Here is a 3,586-nt window from a genome sequence, read left to right as displayed (position 1 = left end):
AAACCCCCGCTTCCTGGGCTTTGAAGGCGGGGTCGGGGCCAAGAACCGGCTGGTCGCCGGTACGGCCACCTATGCGGTGGTCTACAACGGCGACGCCCTCAAGGCCGCCGACGAGAACAAGAACGTGGGCTTTGTGGTGCCCAAGGAGGGGGCCGCGCTCTTCCTGGACAACCTGGCCATTCCGGCCCGGGCCCCCAACCCCCAGGCCGCCCACCAGTTCATCAACTTTATTCTGGACGCCCGCATTGGCGCCCAACTCTCCAACTTCAACCGCTACGCCACCCCCAACAAGGCCGCCCTGCCCTTCATCAACCCCGCCGACCGCAAGAACCCGGCCATCTACCCCGATGCCGCGACCATGGCCAAGCTCGAGTTCGTCCTCGACCTAGGCAGGGACACCCGCCTCTACGACGAGGTCTGGACGGCGGTGAAGAGCCGCTAAGTGCCGTGCCGCATAAAAGCCCATACAACCACACCTGCACGTCGAGCAATTTGGGTCAACCCTAGCCCGGCCTTGCTCTATTCCTCCCCTACCTCGTAGGGGAGGCCAGGTGGGGTGGCTGACCTGACCCTTCATGCAACCAGCCGATTGGGGGTCTTGTCCGAGACCCTCCCCGACCCTCCCTACGCGGTAGGGAGGGGGTGAGGGCTGTCGCTCTTCTGTGAGCGTGTATGGGAATCTTTACGACTGAGTATTTATGAGGCCTACCGTGGGCTGATTCAGAAGTACAGGTTGAATCCGAGGTCTAGGCGAAGCAAAGCGGCCAGCGGCAAAAGGTTCATCGAGGTGGGCGGTGGTCGGCGGGCCGCAATAGAAACCCCAGGGCCATACTCTATGAAAGCGCCAAACCCCGGCGCCAGCCGCCACTCGTAGCCTACCAGCGCCTTCAGGAACAGCTCGTAGAATTCCCGGTCGGCAAAGTAGGTTGTACCCAGGCCAAAGTACCAGGCCGAGCGGTTGACCCCCGTTTCCAGGCGGTAATACGCCTGGGCCTCGTAGACCCCTCCGCTTCCACCGGGCAAAGCCCCCAGGCGCACCCCCCACTCGGTATCGTTGTACCCGATATGCAACCCACTAAAGATGCTGGCATGAACACCTGCATAGGTCTGGGCCTGGGCTCCCGTTAGAAACACCAGCACCAAAAGCACGACGATTCTCAACATAAGCCCCCTACAACCTGAACCTGACGCCGGCACCGAGGTGAACAAACACGGGCACGATGGGCGAGGCGGGTTGCAACCAGGCGCGGTAGCCCGGCCCTGCCTCTATAAAGTAGGCCCAGCGCTCGCTTAGGGGCCACTCGTATCCCAGAAACCCAGTTAGAACCAGGGCCTCACTCTGGAAGCTCAGGCCACCCCCCAGGTAAGCCCCTGTGTAGATGGGCGCTGGCAAGCGCCAGTAACCATCGGCCTATAGATTCACACCTAGCTTCACCCGCACCCCTAACCCCTCTTCGGCTTCCCAAATGGCCAGCAAGCCGCTCATCTCCGGCGGCCACATGGCCTTGAACCCCACCCCAAAGCCCTGGGCCTGGGCCAGGCCCAGGAGCACCGTCAGCACCACCAGATTCCGCCACATGCCTTCAGTTCACCTCCTGATACCAGTGAATCTCTTGGCAGCACGATTTGCTGCCAAGAGACCGAGGTACAACAAGCAATCTTCACTGCGGAAGCTCTGTGACCTCAACCCTCAGACCGCTGGGCAAGCTGGCGTCTTCGGTGATGGTCAGGCCCGTTTTGGGGCCCAAGGCCCGGTGTACATGGTCGAACTGAATGGTGATGGGCTCTTTCCCCGGTTGACAGCGCCAGGTCAGGTCAACGGGCACCCTCGTATCGGGGCCCTGAGCAGGCCCGCTCATCAGGTACCAGGTCGGCTCCGGAGCCGCACTCGGCGCTGGCAAGCGCGCAAACACCTCAGCAGTTAGTAGAACTCGGTCAAAGTTGGCGTGAAACTTGTCCTTTTCTTTGGCATACCAGTAGACAATCGTGGTTACGTTCTTACGGTTGCTCCTTAGCTCGACCTCGGGGCATACTCCAGCCGATTTGTAAAGAACCGGAATGTGCGGGGGATGATCACGAGAGGGTATCACACATGCCGTTAGCCACACCGCAAGGAGACCAAGTAGCGACAGGAGATGCAAATGAATTAACCTAGCGACCACCGACCGACCCCCATAGGGTAGAGAAGGCATGGCTGAATTCACCTCCACAGCTTGGGCTACAAATTGAGTAGCCGTTTGCAGTTTACACTAACAAGTCAACAGTTGTAGCTCAATTTCAACTCAGTATATTTTGCAATATCCTTTCGCCAGCGCCCTACAATGCAAAATGCAATCAGATGCCATCTCAACGTCTCCAAACCCTTCTTCATGACCCCCTACACGCCATCCCCAGCTTGCAGGTTGCGGTGATTCGGGCCGGGGAAATTGTTTACGCCGGGTCGTTTGGGTATCGCTACCTCCACCCTGCCGACCCCGACCAACACCTGCCGGTGAACCACCAGACCCGCTTCCGGGTGGCCTCCATCTCCAAGCTGGTGGTGGGGTTGGGCGTGTTGCGGCTGGTGGAGCGGGGCCAGATAGACCTGGACGCCGATGTGAGCGAGTACCTGGGCTTTACCCTGCGCAACCCGGCCTTTCCAGCGGCGCCCATCCGGGTTCGGCATCTGCTCTGCCACACCTCCTCCCTGCGCGACGGCAGCCGGTACTCCATTCCAAGCCCCCACACCCTGCAAGACTTCTTCACTCCCGAAGGCCGCTTTTTTGAGGGTGGGGCCCATTTTGACCCCCAGCATGGGCCCGGCGCCTATGCCTGCTACGCCAACCTCAATACCGGGGTGCTGGGGACGCTCCTCGAGTGCGCCTGCAAGCAGCGTTTTGATGTGTTCATGGAGCAGGAAGTGCTGCGGCCTTTGGGGATGGAGGGCGGGTTCAACGTGAGTCGGTTCACCCCGGCCCAGATTGGCAATTTAGCTGTGCTGTACCGAAAACGCATGGGCGAGGCGTGGAACCCGGCGGGCCCCTGGGTGGCGCAGGTGGACGACTACGGCGGGGTGGTGCCCCCAGGCCCCATGACCCAGAACCCCGATGCACCGGACGACCGCTTGGAGGTGGTGGATTTGGGCACCTACCGGCCCGGCACCAACGCCACCTTCTTCTCGCCGCAGGGGGGCCTTCGGGCTTCGGCCCTGGAGCTGGCGCAGGTCGCATTGCTGTTTATGAAGCAGGGCAGGTTGGAGGGGTTCGGTTCTTGAGGCCAGAGACGCTGGGGCAAATGACCGAGCCGCAGTGGACCTGGGACGGACACAACGGCGACCCCATGGAGGGGCAGGCCCTCAGTTGGGGGTTGGGGGTGTGGCGGTTTACCAATACGCCCGGCCTGGACTGCCCGGTAAAGGGCCACCGGCGGCTCTGGTATGGGCACCTAGGCGATGCTTACGGCCTGTTGAGCGGGCTGCTCTTCGACCTCGAGGGCAACGCACTCATTTACATCATCGGGGGGCAGGGCTGCGACCCTGCAACCTTCAGGGGCGCTTACTCGGCCTACACTGGCTGGGAGGAGGAGGTTCTCAGTGCCCTCTATGGTC

At 61.3% G+C, this 3,586-nt stretch carries 5 protein-coding genes and 1 pseudogene; 3 read left to right on the top strand and 3 right to left on the bottom strand.

Going from position 1 to position 3,586, the window contains the following annotated elements:
- The coding region (locus NZN28_RS14010; RefSeq protein WP_295399187.1) for an extracellular solute-binding protein at window positions 1–442 on the top strand (442 nt) is incomplete at its 5' end.
- 278 nt (window positions 443–720) lie between these two features.
- On the opposite strand, the gene NZN28_RS14005 is transcribed toward NZN28_RS14010, so the two are convergent.
- The 3 genes from NZN28_RS14005 to NZN28_RS13995 all read right to left on the bottom strand — a co-directional run bounded on the left by NZN28_RS14005 (window position 721) and on the right by NZN28_RS13995 (window position 2,090).
- Complete coding sequence (locus tag NZN28_RS14005) at window positions 721–1,164, bottom strand: hypothetical protein (RefSeq protein ID WP_295399185.1); 444 nt, start codon at window positions 1,162–1,164, stop codon at window positions 721–723.
- A gap of 247 nt (window positions 1,165–1,411) precedes the next feature.
- On the bottom strand, window positions 1,412–1,579 hold the full coding sequence (locus NZN28_RS14000; protein WP_295399182.1) for a hypothetical protein: 168 nt from the start codon (window positions 1,577–1,579) through the stop codon (window positions 1,412–1,414).
- A gap of 82 nt (window positions 1,580–1,661) precedes the next feature.
- Window positions 1,662–2,090 carry a hypothetical protein gene (locus NZN28_RS13995; RefSeq protein WP_295399179.1) on the bottom strand — a complete coding sequence of 143 codons (429 nt, stop codon included), beginning with the start codon at window positions 2,088–2,090 and terminating at the stop codon, window positions 1,662–1,664.
- A gap of 248 nt (window positions 2,091–2,338) precedes the next feature.
- On the opposite strand from NZN28_RS13995, the gene NZN28_RS13990 reads away from it, so the two are divergent.
- Window positions 2,339–3,253: a serine hydrolase gene (locus NZN28_RS13990; RefSeq protein WP_295399177.1), complete on the top strand. Its 915-nt coding sequence runs from the start codon at window positions 2,339–2,341 to the stop codon at window positions 3,251–3,253.
- Between the two features lie 20 nt (window positions 3,254–3,273).
- A pseudogene (locus tag NZN28_RS13985) lies at window positions 3,274–3,586 on the top strand (serine hydrolase); the annotation flags it as partial.

The sequence above is a fragment of the Meiothermus sp. genome, from assembly GCF_025056915.1.
GTDB lineage: Bacteria > Deinococcota > Deinococci > Deinococcales > Thermaceae > Meiothermus.
Note: the sequence above shows the minus strand (reverse complement) of the source record. Positions and strands in the feature narration are given on the sequence as shown.

Excerpts from the sequence above, each read along its gene's own strand:
- NZN28_RS14005 (WP_295399185.1), bottom strand. The coding sequence starts at position 1,164 with ATGTTGAGAATCGTCGTGCTTTTGGTGCTGGTGTTTCTAACGGGAGCC.
- NZN28_RS14000 (WP_295399182.1), bottom strand. The coding sequence starts at position 1,579 with ATGTGGCGGAATCTGGTGGTGCTGACGGTGCTCCTGGGCCTGGCCCAG.
- NZN28_RS13990 (WP_295399177.1), top strand. The coding sequence starts at position 2,339 with ATGCCATCTCAACGTCTCCAAACCCTTCTTCATGACCCCCTACACGCC.